The 15,465-nt window shown below is 60.0% G+C and carries 15 protein-coding genes; 10 read left to right on the forward strand and 5 right to left on the reverse strand.

Translation table 11 applies throughout. The features are described from left to right. Window positions 1–86: 86 nt before the first annotated feature. Window positions 87–1,025 (reverse strand): LysR family transcriptional regulator, encoded by a 939-nt coding sequence (locus AC1RQC_RS21160; protein ID WP_492373754.1) that lies wholly within the window; start codon window positions 1,023–1,025, stop codon window positions 87–89. A gap of 97 nt (window positions 1,026–1,122) precedes the next feature. On the opposite strand from AC1RQC_RS21160, the gene AC1RQC_RS21165 reads away from it, so the two are divergent. The 3 genes from AC1RQC_RS21165 to AC1RQC_RS21175 all read left to right on the forward strand — a co-directional run bounded on the left by AC1RQC_RS21165 (window position 1,123) and on the right by AC1RQC_RS21175 (window position 3,726). Further along, window positions 1,123–2,136 carry a zinc-binding alcohol dehydrogenase family protein gene (locus tag AC1RQC_RS21165; RefSeq protein ID WP_492884474.1) on the forward strand — a complete coding sequence of 338 codons (1,014 nt, stop codon included), beginning with the start codon at window positions 1,123–1,125 and terminating at the stop codon, window positions 2,134–2,136. Between the two features lie 24 nt (window positions 2,137–2,160). Next, window positions 2,161–2,586, forward strand: a complete 426-nt coding sequence (locus AC1RQC_RS21170) for a GlcG/HbpS family heme-binding protein (protein WP_492373707.1) — start codon at window positions 2,161–2,163, stop codon at window positions 2,584–2,586. A gap of 627 nt (window positions 2,587–3,213) precedes the next feature. Then, window positions 3,214–3,726: a GNAT family N-acetyltransferase gene (locus tag AC1RQC_RS21175; RefSeq protein WP_492884476.1), complete on the forward strand. Its 513-nt coding sequence runs from the start codon at window positions 3,214–3,216 to the stop codon at window positions 3,724–3,726. Window positions 3,727–3,864: 138 nt separating this feature from the next. Here AC1RQC_RS21175 and AC1RQC_RS21180 read toward each other — a convergent pair whose 3' ends face one another. Together AC1RQC_RS21180 and AC1RQC_RS21185 are read right to left on the reverse strand one after the other, a co-directional pair. Next, window positions 3,865–4,719, reverse strand: coding sequence for a DUF4434 domain-containing protein (locus AC1RQC_RS21180; protein ID WP_492884478.1), 855 nt, complete (start codon window positions 4,717–4,719; stop codon window positions 3,865–3,867). A 211-nt stretch (window positions 4,720–4,930) separates the two neighbouring features. Then, window positions 4,931–5,527, reverse strand: coding sequence for a helix-turn-helix domain-containing protein (locus tag AC1RQC_RS21185; RefSeq protein WP_492373704.1), 597 nt, complete (start codon window positions 5,525–5,527; stop codon window positions 4,931–4,933). An 88-nt stretch (window positions 5,528–5,615) separates the two neighbouring features. On the opposite strand from AC1RQC_RS21185, the gene kbl reads away from it, so the two are divergent. The 5 genes from kbl to AC1RQC_RS21210 all read left to right on the forward strand — a co-directional run bounded on the left by kbl (window position 5,616) and on the right by AC1RQC_RS21210 (window position 11,513). Further along, window positions 5,616–6,818, forward strand: a complete 1,203-nt coding sequence (gene kbl, locus AC1RQC_RS21190; RefSeq protein ID WP_492373703.1) for a glycine C-acetyltransferase — start codon at window positions 5,616–5,618, stop codon at window positions 6,816–6,818. Then, window positions 6,815–7,789 (forward strand): NAD-dependent epimerase/dehydratase family protein, encoded by a 975-nt coding sequence (locus AC1RQC_RS21195; RefSeq protein ID WP_492373702.1) that lies wholly within the window; start codon window positions 6,815–6,817, stop codon window positions 7,787–7,789. Before kbl ends, AC1RQC_RS21195 begins: the two co-directional genes overlap by 4 nt. 474 nt (window positions 7,790–8,263) lie before the next feature. Beyond that, on the forward strand, window positions 8,264–9,682 hold the full coding sequence (locus AC1RQC_RS21200) for an amino acid permease (protein ID WP_492373701.1): 1,419 nt from the start codon (window positions 8,264–8,266) through the stop codon (window positions 9,680–9,682). Between the two features lie 221 nt (window positions 9,683–9,903). Continuing rightward, complete coding sequence (locus tag AC1RQC_RS21205; protein ID WP_492373700.1) at window positions 9,904–10,461, forward strand: sugar O-acetyltransferase; 558 nt, start codon at window positions 9,904–9,906, stop codon at window positions 10,459–10,461. A gap of 563 nt (window positions 10,462–11,024) precedes the next feature. After that, entirely contained in the window at window positions 11,025–11,513 is a 489-nt protein-coding gene (locus AC1RQC_RS21210; RefSeq protein ID WP_492810088.1) for a GNAT family N-acetyltransferase, read from the forward strand. A 144-nt stretch (window positions 11,514–11,657) separates the two neighbouring features. Here the strand turns inward: AC1RQC_RS21210 and AC1RQC_RS21215 are convergent, their stop codons facing one another. Next, window positions 11,658–11,795 carry a zinc-binding dehydrogenase gene (locus AC1RQC_RS21215; RefSeq protein ID WP_492810332.1) on the reverse strand — a complete coding sequence of 46 codons (138 nt, stop codon included), beginning with the start codon at window positions 11,793–11,795 and terminating at the stop codon, window positions 11,658–11,660. 72 nt (window positions 11,796–11,867) lie between these two features. Beyond that, entirely contained in the window at window positions 11,868–12,761 is an 894-nt protein-coding gene (locus tag AC1RQC_RS21220; protein ID WP_492810090.1) for a LysR substrate-binding domain-containing protein, read from the reverse strand. 159 nt (window positions 12,762–12,920) lie between these two features. Between AC1RQC_RS21220 and argH the strand changes: the two genes are divergently transcribed. Both argH and AC1RQC_RS21230 read left to right on the forward strand, forming a co-directional pair. Continuing rightward, entirely contained in the window at window positions 12,921–14,444 is a 1,524-nt protein-coding gene (gene argH / locus AC1RQC_RS21225) for an argininosuccinate lyase (protein WP_492810092.1), read from the forward strand. Between the two features lie 31 nt (window positions 14,445–14,475). Continuing rightward, on the forward strand, window positions 14,476–15,438 hold the full coding sequence (locus AC1RQC_RS21230; RefSeq protein WP_492884480.1) for a Bug family tripartite tricarboxylate transporter substrate binding protein: 963 nt from the start codon (window positions 14,476–14,478) through the stop codon (window positions 15,436–15,438). Window positions 15,439–15,465: the final 27 nt, after the last annotated feature.

Below are 15,465 nucleotides of genomic sequence, written 5' to 3' on the forward strand. Positions count from 1 at the left end.
GAGGTCCCTTTCCAGCCAACAGGCGACCTTTCGCGGGCAACGGGGTTCGGACATTCAGACGTCCGTTGCGCCCTGTAGGCGGCCAATTAAATCGCGAGTGCAGCCTGAGTGCCTCCGGATGGATGGCTGGCAAGCAATGCAGTGCAGCGCTCCCGCAAGAAAGCATGCAACGCGTTAATCGCCGGCGACAGTTGCGCACGGTGAGCACAAATCAAGTGCAGCGGCGCGAGCTCGCAATACTCCGGGGGAAATAACTCCACCAGCCGACCTGCCTTCAGATCCTCAATGAGGTCCAGCCGCGACTTGTAGACGAGGCCTTCCCCGGCTATCGCCCAGCGACGAACTGCATCGGCATCGTCGCTGATGCGATTGCCTGTGACGGCCACGGTGCGCTCGCCGCCAGGCGGGGTAAAGTGCCAGCGTTCATGTATCTGCTCGCTCCAGACGTACCGAAGGCAGTTGTGTCGCCGCAGATCCTCAACTTTGGCCGGTGCGCCATGCCGTTCGAGGTATGACGGCGCGGCACACAATGCGCGTCGATTGTTGTCGACCAGTTTCATGGCCAGAAGAGACGAATCTGGCAGCGCTCCGTAGCGCACGACCGCATCGAGCGGCTGGCGGATGAGGTCGGCCGCACGGTCGCTTATTTTCACGTGCAGCGACAAACCAGGGTGCCGGTGCTGAAATTCATCCAGCCACGGTAACAGCAGGTTTCGACCAAAGTCAGACGGAGCGGACAGCCGCAGCGGGCCGGACAGCGCGCCCCGGCCGCCGGCCAGGGCCTGCTGGCCTTGCTCCAGCGCGCCAATCATGACCCGCGCATGCGGCAGGTATCGCTCCCCGGCGTCCGAAAGTTGCATGCTTCGCGTCGAACGGGTGAACAGGCGGGTGTCCAGCGCCTTTTCGAGTCGCTGCACTGACGCACTCGCATGTGCGGGCGCGATATTCAACTGGCGCGCCGCCTCCGAGAAGCTGCCGTAGTCCACCGTGTGTACGAAGATCTGAACGTCATCGAGTCGAATCATTTTCATTGAAATGCCGAAATTGTTTGGGTTCAGCGGGTATTTATCCGCGTATCGACGAAAGATAACATGGTCTCAATCACCCTTGGAGACCACGTGTATGAAAGCAATTGGCTTCTATCAGAACCATCCCATCAGCCACCCGCAGGCGCTGCAGGATATCGAGCTGCCGACGCCGGAGCTGTGCGACCACGATCTGCTGGTGGAAGTGAAAGCGGTATCGGTCAACCCGGTCGATACCAAAATCCGGCGCGGTGGAGATATTCCGGAAGGCTGTGCGCGCATCGCCGGCTGGGACGCGGCGGGAATCGTCCGCGCGACCGGTCCGCTGGCAACCCGCTTCAAGGCAGGCGACCGTGTCTGGTACGCGGGTGACATCAAGCGGCCCGGCAGCAACAGCGAACTGCACGCCGTGGACGAGCGTATCGTCGGACCTATGCCGACCTCGCTGGACTTCGCCGCGGCCGCGTCGTTGCCGCTGACGACGATCACTGCGTGGGAGCTGCTGTTCGACCGTCTGCGTGTTCACGCAGCAGACCCGACCGACAACAACGTGCTGCTCGTCATTGGAGCAGCTGGCGGCGTCGGTTCGATTCTGACCCAACTGGCGCGCGAGTTGACTGGCATGACCGTCATCGGCACGGCCTCGCGGCCGGAAACCCGCGAGTGGGTGCTGGCCCATGGCGCACATTACGTCCTCGATCATCATCAGGCCTGGGCACCCCAGTTGGCCGCGCTCGGCATCGAGCACGTCACCCACGTTGCCGGGCTGAACAACAGCGCCGCCTATGTGCCGCAAATCGCCTCCGTGCTGCGCGCGGAAGGCCAGTTCGCACTCATCGACGACCCGGTGGGTCTGGACATCGGGCCGTTCAAGGGGAAGTCCATCTCGATTCACTGGGAGCTGATGTTCACCCGCGCGATGTTCACCACCGACACCCTCGCACGGCAATACGCGTTGCTGCGCCGCGCGGCGGAGCTGGTCGATCTGGGCCGCCTCAAGCACACGCTGACCCGACGCATTGACGGCATCAACGCCGCAGGTCTGATCGAGGCGCATGCGCTGGTCGAGGCAGGCAATATGATCGGCAAGGTCGTCGTCGCCAACCGCTGAACTCTTCTGACAATGAGCATCAACATGACATCGCAAATCATCAGCACGACAACGATCAGCCTGGAAGCTGCACAAGCATTGCTGGCAGAAGCGCGCCGCGCCAGCGCAGCGCGCGGATTCGCCGCGACGATCGCAATTACCGATGCAGGAGGCCACCTGCGCGCTTTCGAGCGAGCGGATGCCGCCCCGTTCCTTACCGTTGATGTCGCCATCGACAAGGCATGGACCGCCGCGTCGTTCGGCATGGCCACGCACCAATGGAATCAGTACATGGCCGAGCCCACCGTTGCCCCACTGGCGCACCATCCGCGGCTGACGCCGGTCGGCGGTGGCGTACCGATCTTCCACGAAGGGCGTCTGGTGGGTGGCATCGGTGTTTCTGGCGGAACATCGGTTCAAGACCACGAGGCCGCTGAGGAAGCGCTGCGTCACGCAGGGTTTAAGCAGTAAGCCTGGGCCGTTGAACGATCGCCTTGCCGTCAATCGACAAACGTCCACAAAGAGGTGGAACCGTTGCTCGTGGGGGACCGGCGCGGACGGCCGGATCACTCCGATAACTGCCATTGAAGCCCTGGCGGCTCGAACGGCGGCTTGGGGTCGAACTCGGCCCCATTCCTGCACATGGGAGAGTCGAGACGGCCCGGGTGACCGTAACCGTATAGTTCAAGGGATCGGTCCGACGGCTGAATGCCGCCGATGGCGTTGAGACACTCCGTAGACCCGACTCCCGGCGAGATTTCAGGAGGGGAGAACCCCGAACCGACGATCGTTCAAGACGGGCCGATCTGAGAGGTTGGCAACCGGCAGGCCCAGTCTGCTCAGTGGGTAGATTGAGTTTTCAACACGATCGGCCAGGAGCGGACCCTGACATTGACAATCCGCAAAGCGTCCACCATTATCCGCGGATGCCCCACATACGCCAGATGAACATGATGTGCTTCGCCATGACCGCCTTCGGCGGGCCATGAAGTCGTACGCATCCAGGATTCAGCGTATGACTCGAAGCCCCGCCAACAATGACGGGGCTTTTTAGTTCTCCGTCACTGATGGCCATGAACCGATGGCCATGAACGGAGAATGGAAATGCTGGAAATTCGACGAGCCAGGCGAAGCGATGCCCAGGCGGCATTCGATATTCGCCGTCTGGCGATACTTGATCAATGCGGCACCGCCTATACCCTGGAGCAGGTCCAGGCGTGGACGGACGTGCCGCTCACGGAGTGGTATAGGGACCTGGTGGAAAATCACTTTCATCTGGTCTGCATCCAGGGGGATCCCGTCGCCACAGGCATGCTCGACCTTGAAAAGAGAGAGTTGGGGGCAATCTTTGTCCACCCCGACTTCATGCAACGCGGCGTAGGTATGAAGATGGTGACCCACCTCGAATGCCTGGCGCGCCAGGCCGAGTTAACTGAGATCAATATCGAGGCCACGTTGAACGCCGCCGCTTTTTACCGGCGATGTGGTTTCATCGGTGATAAGCCGTCTATTTACCAGTCCCCCTCGGGACTTCAGCTGGCCTGCATGCCCATGGTGAAGAAGCTTGCGTTGGCCACTTCCGCGCAACGCCTACCATGCGTCTGCGATTGACGGATGATGACAAGCATCAGGATGCTCGTACATTACTCATCGAGCTTTCAAAGTATGCAGCTCATATCCCCATCCTATTGCCAGTACCTAAGGGGCGCGAGTTCAGCCAATACGGACAGGATTTTGCACCGTCGGTGCCTATTCACTGAGTTCGCGCCAGGCTTCCAGAAGTTGCTTTGCCTGCGGAGATTCTCCAATCACCCAGGGATCGAGAGCGAAGGCAACCAGTTGTTGTCCACCCGTTTGCCGCGCAATGGCTAGTTGCCGCTGCAGCCGCAGCAGGCCGGCGGAGACGGCTTTGAAGGTGGTGGCGTCCTGGGAAGGCAGTTCCTGGAACAGCTCCACGATGAGGTCGAACGATCTCTCGCGGGTGCGCAGCAGGGCGAGCAACGGCGCTAGCGCCTGGTAGTTGTCCAGGCCGTTGACCCCGACGCCGTCCTGGATCATTGGGCGAATCACCACCTGGTCGAGTATGACGGCCCATAGCTCCTCCAGCGTGCCGGAAGAGGGCAAGCGACTGTAGTAGGTGGAAATGGCCGGCTGCGGGGGGCGGCCTGCCGATGTGGCGGAGGCGATGGATTGCAGCCAGGGCACCAACAGGGCTTGCGGCTGCGGCGTGCCCCAGTTGTGCTGCTCCAGTTCGTAGGGAATGTACCAGCCGCTGAAATTGTTCCGCCTCGGCCATTTGGCCTGCTCGGCATAGGCCACGCTGCGTGCGCGAGTCTGGGCGAGAAAGCGCGGCAGCGTGGCGGCGTCGGGCGTGCCCAGTGCTTGCCACCAGCGCTCATCGTAGGGCAGTCCGAGCCGGATGCCCAGGCCGAGCTGGCCACTATCGTCGAACAGGAAGTCCAGCAGCGCCTCGGGGATTTGCCAGGGCTGCTCGCCATCCACCGCGACCCACTGGATCACGATCTCGCCGCAGCCCAGGGCGCGCACGGCCTTCAGGCGCTGGTGCCATTCCGCCTGCCCGAGTCGGCTTCTCCAGCGCGGCAAACTTTGCCACCGCATTTCGCGAGCAGTTCAACCTCACGCCAAGGGCATTCCGGCATTCGGTGCAGGGCTACGTGCAGCCGTTGAGCGCGTAGTGCGCTGTGCCGGCCGTGCTAGCCCCGGCGCGATCACGCTCACCGCTGCTGTTCTTCGTCGAGGCGGTGCACTGATCAATGTGGCTAGCGTGATCCTGTCGACTTCCGATGAACGGCTGTCATTGGGCGTACTCAACGACCAGCAATGCCGTGGCCATGGTTTTTCCAGGATTCGAAATGGCATGCTGAACATCCGCCGGATAGCGCGCGGACTCGCCGTGCCGGACTTTCTTCTCACTGGGGCCGGATTGAACGGTGACGCAGCCGCTCATTACGGACAGATGTTCCTTCGAACCACTCTCATGCGGCTCGGATGCGAGTACGCCGCCAGGATGGATCGACAGCTCATACCATTCCACCCGGCTCGCAAGGTCCACCGGGCCGAGAATCTTCAACTCGCATTTGCCATCCGGGCTTCTGATCACCGGGATCGAGTGGGCAGGAATGACCGTTACGGTTGGTGTCGGTTTGTCGGCCTGCCCGCCGGAGAGGAACTCGGCCAGGCCAATCCCCAAGGCGTTCGCCAATCGCCACAAGACCGCTACCGTGGGATTGGCGAGATTCCGCTCAACCTGCGAAAGCATCGATTTGGATACGCCAGCACGCCGGGAAAGCTCGTCGAGAGAGAGCTTGCGTGCCTGGCGAAGCAATTGCAGCCTGGCTCCAATGACGGGGGGGCCTTCTGCGAACGCCTCCGCCGGGGGGACTTGTGCCATGAAATGAGATCCTGTAAAGTGAACAGAACGTTCGATATACAGAACACGTTCGGTTTATCGATCATCCTCAGTTTACAGGAGCACCGCTGTGCCGACAACAGACGCATTCTACGCAGCCATCCGCCAGGAGCTCGAGTCCATTGAACAAGCCGGTCTGTTCAAGACCGAGCGTGTCATCGCCTCTCCCCAGGGCAGCCTTATCAGGACTACCGATGGGAAGGAAGTCATCAACCTGTGCGCTAACAACTACCTGGGCCTCTCGTCCCATCCGGAGGTCGTGGAGGCTGCGCATCGCGCGCTCGGCGAGCGTGGTTTTGGCTTGAGCTCCGTTCGGTTCATTTGTGGTACGCAAGACCTGCACAAGGCGCTCGAGGCGCGTCTCGCGAGCTTTCTCGGCACCGAGGACACGATCCTCTACGGCTCGGCCTTCGACGCGAACGGGGGCCTGTTCGAGACGCTCCTTGGTCCGCACGACGCTGTCATCAGCGACGAACTGAACCACGCGTCCATCATCGATGGCATCCGGCTCTGTAAAGCCAAGCGTTTCCGCTACAAGAACAATGACCTTGAGGATCTTCGCGAGCAGTTGAAGGCGGCCGATGCCGCAGGCGCACGTTTCAAGCTCGTCTTTACCGATGGCGTATTCTCGATGGATGGCACGATTGCCCGGCTCGACGAGATCCGCGAGATCTGCGACGAGTTCGGGGCGCTCCTCGGGATTGACGAGTGCCATGCCACCGGCTTCCTTGGGCAGCGCGGCCGCGGCTCTCACGAACACCGTGGGATCTTCGGAAAGGTCGACATCATCACCGGAACGCTCGGCAAAGCGCTTGGCGGCGCCTCGGGTGGCTTTACGAGTGGGCGAAAAGAAGTCGTGGCGTTGCTGCGCCAGCGCTCCCGGCCTTATCTTTTCTCGAACACGGTGGCGCCGTGCATCGTGGGGGCGACACTCAAGGTGCTCGACCTGCTCGAAGCCGATACCACGTTGCGAGACAAGCTCGAGCGCAATGCGCGGTACTTCCGCGGCAAGCTCGGCACGCTGGGTTTCGACGTGAAGCTCGGCGACCACCCCATCATTCCCGTCATGGTGTATGACGCGGAAAAGGCGCAGCGACTGTCCCGGCGTCTGCTGGAGCTGGGCGTCTATGTCATCGGTTTCTTCTATCCCGTGGTCCCCAAGGGGCAGGCACGCATCCGCGTACAGATCAGCGCCTTGCACGACAGCGCCGAGCTGGACCAGGCGTTGGAGGCGTTCGAGATCGCAGGCAAGGAACTGGGGATCATTCAATGACAAAGCCAGCCAGGGTTCTGATCATTGGCGCCAACGGCCAATTGGGAACAGAGTTGGCGTCGGCGCTGGCCGATCGCTATGGCAAGCAGAATGTCGTCACGAGCGACATGGTGCCGCACGGCCGCCACCCGCATCTCACGCATGAAATGCTCGACGTAACCGATCGGGCGCAACTCCGCGATGTCATCGAGCGGCATGGGATCACCCAGATCTATCACTTGGCAGCCGCATTGTCGGCAACCGGAGAGAAGTCGCCCACATGGGCGTGGCAACTCAACATGAACGGCCTGCTGAACGTGCTGGAGGCTGCGCGTCACCAGAAGCTCGACAAAGTATTCTGGCCCAGTTCGATTGCGGCATTCGGCCCGACAACGCCGCCGGACGCCACACCCCAAAGCACCATCATGGAGCCCAAGACCGTCTACGGCATCTCCAAGCTGGCGGGCGAAGGATGGTGCCGTTGGTACTTTGAGAACCATGGCGTGGATGTCCGGAGCGTGCGGTATCCAGGATTGATTTCCTACAAGACGCCTCCAGGTGGCGGAACCACGGACTACGCAATCGATATCTTCCATTCGGCGCTCAGGGCGCAACCCTATGCCTGCTTCCTGGAGAAAGATGAAGCCCTGCCAATGATGTACATGCCGGACGCCGTTCGCGCGACCATCGAGCTGATGGAGGCGCCCGGCGCCAGCATCTCCGAGCGGGGAAGCTACAACCTTGCGGGCTTGAGCTTCACGCCTGGCGATATCGCGAGCGAGATCCGGCGGCATTGCCCGGGGTTCGATGTCAGGTACGAGCCTGATTTCCGTCAGGAGATTGCCGGTGGCTGGCCCGACTCTATCGACGACTCGGTAGCCAGGCGGGATTGGAACTGGAGACCTGAATTCGGCCTCAAGGAGATGGTGGCCGACATGCTGAAAAACCTGGCAACGCTGAACCAGGGTAGCGCCTTGGAATGCGTGAGCTGAGACCGGGTTGGCGCAGCAGGTAAAGCCAGGAACCCGGGCGCCGGCCGGCCTCGCGGCATGACAGCAGGCTGCGCGAAGGTCGTTGCACGGTAGCGCGGGAAACGTATTGACAGGGTCGAGACCCAGTGATAGAAGATCGCCTCGATTTCGGACGCTGGGATGCGTTGTCGGGGAATGAAGGCGATCAGGACGATGCGCGATGCCGCGCGGGCGATAGACAAGGCGCGCAGCGCCGGCCGCATCGATCCGAATAACGATTACCAGAGGAGACAACTCATGATCACGGCTGCAAATCCAGCAATCCGACTTTCCGGCCGCGAGGGCCGGCTTCGACATCGGAGGGTTCATGCTGGCGCACTACCGGCGCGAAGCCGGGCAACCCGTATCCGGAAGGTCATTGCGCGCCGGAACCAATTCACGGGTGAGAGCCGTGCGGGTGCTGACAAGCGTTCGCGGGTCTGAGAGGAGATCAATATGACTGACGTAAGGAAACTGCTCGACGAAGAGCGGGCCCACGAGGAGAAGGATCTCCATCGCGGGCTCAAGGACCGGCACATCCAGATGATTGCCATCGGCGGCGCCATCGGTGTCGGACTGTTTCTGGGAGCAGGGCGCGCGATCGCCATCGCCGGCCCGGGACTGATGCTGAGTTATGCCATCGGCGGCGTGGCGATCTTCTTCATCATGCGCGCGCTGGGCGAGCTGCTGCTGTACCGCCCGGTGACAGGATCCTTTGCAACCTACGCCGAGGAGTTTGTCGGCCCCTTTGCCGGCTTCGCCACCGGCTGGTCGTACTGGTTCATGTGGGTGGTCACCGGGATGGCCGAGATCACCGCGGTCGCAGTCTACGTGCACTACTGGTTCCCGGACGTGCCGCAGTGGATACCGGCGCTGGCCACCCTGGCGGTGCTGTACCTGGTGAATTGCATCGCGGTCGCGGTATTCGGCGAGCTGGAATTCTGGTTCGCGCTGATCAAGGTGGTGACCATCATCGCCATGATCGTGATCGGGCTGGCGATCATCTTCTTCGGTGTGACACCGCTCGGCCCGACGGCCAGCTTCTCGAACCTGTGGACGCATGGCGGCTTCATGCCGTTCGGGACGCTCGGCGTGGTGCTGACCTTGCAGATCGTCATGTTCGCCTACCAGGGCGTGGAACTGATCGGTGTCACCGCGGGGGAGGCGCAGAATCCCGAGAAGGTGTTGCCGCATGCGACCAACGGCGTCGTCTGGCGCATCCTGATCTTCTACGTTGGCGCGCTGATCGTCATGATGGCGCTGGTGCCCTGGAATGAACTGAAGCCCGGCGTCAGCCCCTTCGTCTACGTGTTCGAGAGGATCGGCATTCCGGGGGCGGCCGCGATCGTCAATCTGGTCGTCATCACGGCGGCAGCCTCGTCTTGCAACAGCGGCATCTTCAGCACCGGGCGCATGCTGTACACGCTGGCGCAGTTTGGCCAGGCGCCGCGCGCCTTCGGCAGGGTCAGCAGCAAGCATGTGCCGTCCACCGCCATCACGTTCTCGGCCGTGCTGATGGGCATCGGCGTGCTGCTCAACTACATCGTGCCGGAGCAGGTCTTCGTCTGGGTCACCAGCATTTCGCTGGTCGGTTCGCTGTGGACCTGGTCGATCATCATGATTGCCCACCTCGGCTATCGCAAGGCAATCGCCGCCGGCCGGGTCAAGGCGGTGGACTTTCGCATGCCTGGCGCGCCTTATGCCAACTGGCTGGTGGTCGCCTTCATGATCGCGGTTGCGGCGCTGCTGTCGCTCGATCCGGGTACCCGGGTGGCGCTCTACGTGGCACCTGTGTGGTTCGCGCTGCTCGGCATCGGCTATCGGCTCACCAAATCGCGTGCGCCGCTTGAGGGGCATGTCCGAAAGTCGGCTTGATCACTGTCCCGCGCGCTGCCGGTGCTCCTACGCGGCGGCGCGCAGCGCCGGACCCCGACCGGTCGAATCCGCAGTTGACTACGGAAGCTCGGAGCTGAGTCGGCGCGATCGAGCGTTGGCCGGCGACGAACTTCCGGGTTCGGCCAGGTACGGTCGATCGACAGAGAGGGCTAGATCGTCGACAATCAGACCGACCGCTTGGCTATCGAAGGAAGGAACGAATGGCGAATGATGAGCGCACCAAAATAATTTCCAGGAGAACGCCGGAATCAGCGGCCATGTCAGCAAACATCAAACGAGCGATGGCGATCACCGCCACTCTCAACCGGTTGACATTCAACGATGCGGATGCAGTCCGTGCCTTGTTCAGCGATCTCATCGGCAAGAAGGTGGACGACAACTTTTTATTGATACCACCGTTCTACACAACCGGCGGAGTCGATATCAGTATCGGGCGCAATGTCTTCGTCAATCAGAATTGCACTTTCTATGACCTTGGCGGACTCGACATTGCCGACGATGTGATGATTGGGCCGAACGTGAGCATCATCACGTCTGGCCATCCCATTGAACCTTCCCAGCGGCATAACGGCGTAATCGCAAAGCCCATCGTGATTGAGAGAAACGTCTGGATCGCAGCCGGCGCGACCATTATCGGTGGCGTAACCGTAGGCGAGAACTCGGTTGTGGCAGCAGGATCGGTAGTCACCAAGGACGTCCCTCCGAATACTCTTGTCGGTGGAAATCCGGCGCGGGTTATTCGTTCGATTGCTGACTAAGGGAACATCTGCAAAGGGGCGGCTACTCGCCGAAGCCGGGTTATGAAGGTCCGCTCTTGAGAAAGGCGACTGCCCCTTGTGGGTCGAATTCGGCCCCATTCCTGCACATGGGAGAGTCGAGACGACCCGGGTGACCGTAACCGTATAGTTCAAGGGATCGGTCCGACGGCTGAATGCCGCCGATGGCGTTGAGACACTCCGTAGACCCAACTCCCGGCGAGATTTCAGGAGGGGAGAACCCCGAACCGACGATCGTTCAACACGGGCCGATCTGAGAGGTTGGCAACCGGCAGGCCCGGTCTGCTCAGCGGGTAGATTGGGTTTTCAACACGATCGGCCAGGAGCGGACCCTGACATTGACAATCCGCAAAGCGTCCACCATTATCCGGGGATGCCCCACATACGCCAGATGAACATGATGTGCTTCGCCATGACCGCCTTCGGCGGGCCATGAAGTCGTACGCATCCAGGATTCAGCGTATGACTCGAAGCCCCGCCAACAATGACGGGGCTTTTTAGTTCTCCGTCACTGATGGCCATGAACCGATGGCCATGAACGGAGAATGGAAATGCTGGAGATTCGACGAGCCAGGCGAAGCGATGCGCAGGCGGCATTCGATATTCGCCGTCTGGCGATACTTGATCAATGCGGCACCGCCTATAGCCCGGAGCAGGTCCAGGCGTGGACAGACGTACCGCTCACGGAGTGGTATAGGGACCTGGTGGAAAATCACTTTCATCTGGTCTGCATCCAGGGGGATCCCGTCGCCACAGGCATGCTCGACCTTGCAAAGAGAGAGTTGGGGGCAATCTTTGTCCACCCCGACTTCATGCAACGCGGCGTAGGTATGAAGATGGTGACCCACCTCGAATGCCTGGCGCGCCAGGCCGAGTTAACTGAGATCAATATCGAGGCCACGTTGAACGCCGCCGCTTTTTACCGGCGATGTGGTTTCATCGGTGATAAGCCGTCTATCTACCAATCCCCCTCGGGACTTCGGCTGGCCTGCATGCCCATGGTGAAGAAGCTTGCGTTGGCCCCTTCCGAATGACTTCTTCGGGTTGGGGATTCAACCGGTGGATCGACCGGTTGAATCCTCAGCCGCTCTCCGGACCTTCGGCAGGTGGAGACCAGCGGGCCGCAATGGAGACCCGCGCGGATTCTCGGCGCCGCAAGCGCCTATCCAGTGCCGCCTTTAACCAGCCAACGATAATACGGACTTCCCAATCTGCTGTCGTTGTTCGATCAGCGCATGTGCCCTCTTCACATTGTCAAAGCCATAGTGGCTTGCGATGGGCATATGGATTTTCCCCGGGGCGAGTGCCTCGAAAATGCCATCCGCACGCCGATGTACCGTCCCCGGATCGGGGCGGTTGGGGCCTTTTGGAAAACCACGGGTCCAAGATCAATCTATTGAATGTCTTAGGGCCTCGAAGCTACGGCGCACACAGTCTGTTAGCCGATTAGCCAGGAATCCCACTGGAAAATGGTCCGATGTCACGGCGTAGCTATTGAACGGAACCACTTCAGAAAAAGGGATCTCGGTAACATTTTGCATTCGAAGCGCTCGGGAATCTATCGGGCTTACGATAGACGAGCCAAGGCCCTTGCTAACCATCGTGCAAATTGTCGAGGCGTATGGCGTCTCGATGGAAAGATGCCTGAGGTCATTGGGGAAATGACGATCTATCTGGTTTCGGTTTGGGCTACCCATGGGCAGCGATATGAAGTGTTCATTTTCAAAATCGCGTGGATACACGACATCATGCGCGGCCAGCCTATGTGAACTATTGACAATTACCACACCCCGAGCGGTATTGATCAGTTCAAAATCCAGGCTCGGTAAATCAGTGATAATAGAGCAGAATCCAACATCACAAAAACCAGTCGCCGTCCATTTTGCGACGACATCGGACCGCCCCAGATTAACCACAATCGGTATGTCTGGAAATATAGCCCTGAAAATCTGAAGGGCGTCGGGCAACACGCAGTGTGCAATCGAGCCTACGGCGCCCACGCGGAGCAAGCCGGTCCCTCGGCGGCGAATCGAATCCGCGCTTTCCCCCAGAGACTCCAGGCCGAGAAATGCGCGTTCCACGTCGGCATAAAACGCCTCCGCTTCCGCCGTCGGGATCAGCCGCGTCCCGATTCGTTGGAACAGTGTGAACCCAACCGTCTGCTCCAGGAGCGAGATCCATCTACTGACATTCGGCTGAGAGGTGTGGAGGAGTCCGGCTGCCGTGGTCATCGAACGCGTCTTCATCACGGCCCTGAACGCCTCGACTTGCTTGAAGTTCATGTGAGGTCCTCAAAAGCACACATTTTGGCCGACCCGCTCCGGCCGCGTGCACCGGATCCTATCATATCAATTTTGTATGAATAGCAGTGAAACGCTGATTTGACGTATGGTCCGCCTTATTCCAAACTGGTCGTATCCTATTAACAGAGTGCTGCCATCATGGAATCGAAAGTTAGCCGTCGACTCAAACAACCTCCCGCGAAAGAGGTTATTGATTACATTTTCCAGCCCCGCACGACCAGGGAATTCTTCGCGAAAAATTTCGCGATTCTGACTCAAATCAATTTCTCTCACCTGTTGATGCTTAACGACCAAGGCATTCTCGACCGGGAGACGTCGATTCAGCTGGCCAATGCTCTGATAAAGATGCAGGAGGACGGCCCCGAAGCGGTTGAGCTCGACGCAGCACGAGAAGATGCATATTTCAACTACGAAGCGCATCTGATTAGGCTGGTAGGTCAGGACATCGGTGGTCGCTTGCATACGGCACGCAGTCGCAACGATATGGGCGCCACCAACGATCGGATTCGCGCGCGCGATTTCATTCTACGCATCAGTCGGGCATTGACCGATGTCGCTGGCGCCGCGGCGGCACAAGCGGAGAGGTTCGCCACCTATGTGATGCCTGGATACACGCACATGCAGGCTGCGCAGCCCATCACCTATGGGTTCTATCTGTCGGGACTAGTCGATGCCTGGTCCCGGGATATTGATCGCCTCATGCACGTCCTGGAAACGACAGACAATTGCCCGCTTGGCGCCTGTGCCTTGGCCGGCACCTCGTTCCCCATCGATCGGGCGTCGACCAGTTCGCTGCTGGGCTTCTCCCGGCCCATGGCGAACTCGCTGGACGGGGTTGCGTCACGCGACTTCGCATTGGAACTGAGCGCGGTGCTCTCGATCATGATGATCACTTGCAGCCGGATGGTGCAGGATTTCTACATCTGGTCGACGCCGGAGTTCGGATTCCTGTCGTTCCCCGACAGCATTGCCGGCACGTCCAGCATCATGCCGCAAAAGAAGAATCCGGTCGTTCTGGAGTATCTGCGGGGGAAGACATCCCATCTGATCGGACTGACGTCGGCCGCACTGACGACAGTCAAATCTACCCATTTTTCGCACTCGGGCGACAGTAGCCGGGAAAGCACGAGGACGTGCTGGGAGAGCTGCGAGGAAGCCGTAAAGGCTCTCGAACTGATGAAACTGCTTGTGGAACGCGTTGAGCCAAATCGGCTGCGCATGGCAGACCGTGCTGCGCAGGACTTCTCGGCTGTCACCGATCTGGCTGACCTGCTGGTCCGAAAAGCCGACCTCTCGTTCCGGGACGCGCATCACATCATTGGCGCTGTCGTTCGGCAAGCGCTTGACCAAGGAATCCCTGCTACGGGGATTACTGCCCAAATGATCGATGCCGCAGCGCTCGAACAGGTGGGGCGAAGGGCCTCACTATCGGAAGACGATATCGGCGAGTGCCTGGATCCGGTTCGCAACGTTGCCGCGCGCCGGTCGTATGGCGCGCCGGCTCCGGATGGCGTCCTCCAGCACATTGGCGAGCAAAAGCGCTCACTCAAAGAGAAGACAGATGCAATCGATGCGGTTGGTCACCGGCTCGTCGAAGCACAAACGTTGTTGGAACGACGTACCCGCGCGCTCGTTTCCGCTGAGTCCGACCAAGGCGTGTAGTTCCTACGCCTATTCACCGAGGAATCGAGCGATGTCCAAGTTCGCTGTAGTTCTCGCCTTTGCCATGGGTGTCGTTTCGGCAGCAAACGCTGAAACCTACCCGGACAAACCAATCAATCTCGTAGTGCCGTTCGCGCCCGGCGGCACCGTCAATCTCACAGCGCGCCTTCTTGCCACACGGATGTCAGAAGTGTTGGGGCAGCCGGTTGTTGTCGACAACAGGGCCGGGGCCGGAGGGAACATCGGAGCCGCCTACGTTGCGCGCGCGAAATCCGATGGCTATACGCTCTTGTACGCGACGCCGGCGAATCAAGTGATTCAGCCACTGCTATCCAAGAACCTGCCTTTCTCGCCGTCAAGAGATTTCAAGCCGGTCGCGCTATTTGCTACCGTCCCGAATGTGTTGGTGGTGTCAGAAAACACTCCTGCCAAGAATATGGCCGAATTGCTGCGGTATGCCAAGGCAAATCCCGGAAAGCTGAACATGGGATCGGCCGGGATGGGGTCGGCAAACCACATGGTCGGTGAACTGTTCATGCTCAGGACCGGCACGGCGTTCACCCATGTTCCCTACAAAGGTGCTGGCCCTGCTACTGCGGATCTCCTGGCAGGTCAGGTACAGGTGCTCTTTGTCAATCTTCCGACGGTGCAACCCTATATAAAACCGGGCAAGGTTCGCGTGCTAGCCATTGCGAGCAAGGAGCGAAGCCCGGCGATTCCTGACATTCCGACTTTCGACGAGTTGGGTATCAAGGATGCGAACACAGAATCGTGGTCTGCCCTGATGGCGCCGGCTAATACGAGTCCGCAGGTGATCAAGAAACTCCAGGACACCGTGATCTCGATTGCGAACGACAAGTCCACGATCCAGCAATTGGCTGCTCAGGGCGCACGCCCTTTGCCAGGCACGGCTGCCGACCTCCAGAAGCTGATCAACGAAGACACCAAGCGTTGGACTGAAGTCATTCAGCATGCGAAGGTCCAGATTGACTAGCCGGTAACGGCGTGAGTCAGAGGCAGT

The sequence above is a fragment of the Cupriavidus sp. GW822-FHT03E04 genome (assembly GCF_058801495.1).

Excerpts from the sequence above, each read along its gene's own strand:
- AC1RQC_RS21160 (WP_492373754.1), bottom strand. The coding sequence starts at position 1,025 with ATGATTCGACTCGATGACGTTCAGATCTTCGTACACACGGTGGACTAC.
- AC1RQC_RS21165 (WP_492884474.1), top strand. The coding sequence starts at position 1,123 with ATGAAAGCAATTGGCTTCTATCAGAACCATCCCATCAGCCACCCGCAG.
- AC1RQC_RS21170 (WP_492373707.1), top strand. The coding sequence starts at position 2,161 with ATGACATCGCAAATCATCAGCACGACAACGATCAGCCTGGAAGCTGCA.
- AC1RQC_RS21175 (WP_492884476.1), top strand. The coding sequence starts at position 3,214 with ATGGAAATGCTGGAAATTCGACGAGCCAGGCGAAGCGATGCCCAGGCG.
- AC1RQC_RS21185 (WP_492373704.1), bottom strand. The coding sequence starts at position 5,527 with ATGGCACAAGTCCCCCCGGCGGAGGCGTTCGCAGAAGGCCCCCCCGTC.
- AC1RQC_RS21195 (WP_492373702.1), top strand. The coding sequence starts at position 6,815 with ATGACAAAGCCAGCCAGGGTTCTGATCATTGGCGCCAACGGCCAATTG.
- AC1RQC_RS21200 (WP_492373701.1), top strand. The coding sequence starts at position 8,264 with ATGACTGACGTAAGGAAACTGCTCGACGAAGAGCGGGCCCACGAGGAG.
- AC1RQC_RS21205 (WP_492373700.1), top strand. The coding sequence starts at position 9,904 with ATGGCGAATGATGAGCGCACCAAAATAATTTCCAGGAGAACGCCGGAA.
- AC1RQC_RS21210 (WP_492810088.1), top strand. The coding sequence starts at position 11,025 with ATGGAAATGCTGGAGATTCGACGAGCCAGGCGAAGCGATGCGCAGGCG.
- AC1RQC_RS21220 (WP_492810090.1), bottom strand. The coding sequence starts at position 12,761 with ATGAACTTCAAGCAAGTCGAGGCGTTCAGGGCCGTGATGAAGACGCGT.
- argH (WP_492810092.1), top strand. The coding sequence starts at position 12,921 with ATGGAATCGAAAGTTAGCCGTCGACTCAAACAACCTCCCGCGAAAGAG.
- AC1RQC_RS21230 (WP_492884480.1), top strand. The coding sequence starts at position 14,476 with ATGTCCAAGTTCGCTGTAGTTCTCGCCTTTGCCATGGGTGTCGTTTCG.